The organism is Bradyrhizobium sp. sGM-13 (assembly GCF_018398875.1).
In the GTDB taxonomy this organism is placed as follows: Bacteria; Pseudomonadota; Alphaproteobacteria; order Rhizobiales; family Xanthobacteraceae; genus Bradyrhizobium.
In genome coordinates this window covers 1-219 of record NZ_JAGWDK010000501.1, presented here as the reverse complement: position 1 = coordinate 219, position 219 = coordinate 1, and the positions used below count along the sequence as shown (strand labels likewise).

Sequence of the window (219 nt, the reverse complement as noted above, 5' to 3'; positions counted from 1 at the left end):
ACCAAGGCCCTCAAGGGCGCGGTGAACGCCGGGCTGAAGATCAAGCGCGTCGAGATCGATAAAACCGGCAAGATTGTCCTGTTCACCGGAGCTGCAGGCGAGCCGACCTCAGCTAACGAGTGGGACGAGGTGGCGAAGTCAAACAGCGATATCCTAAATACACTCACGGATTCGTCGATCACGATGGCACACCGCGTTTGTATCTGCGTGTACCGGGCC

Annotated in this window: 1 protein-coding gene; it reads left to right on the top strand. The window is 58.0% G+C overall.

The features are described from left to right. Positions 1-219, top strand: a 219-nt coding sequence (locus tag KJQ96_RS39795; RefSeq protein WP_375293281.1) for a hypothetical protein, incomplete at both ends; no start/stop codon positions are given.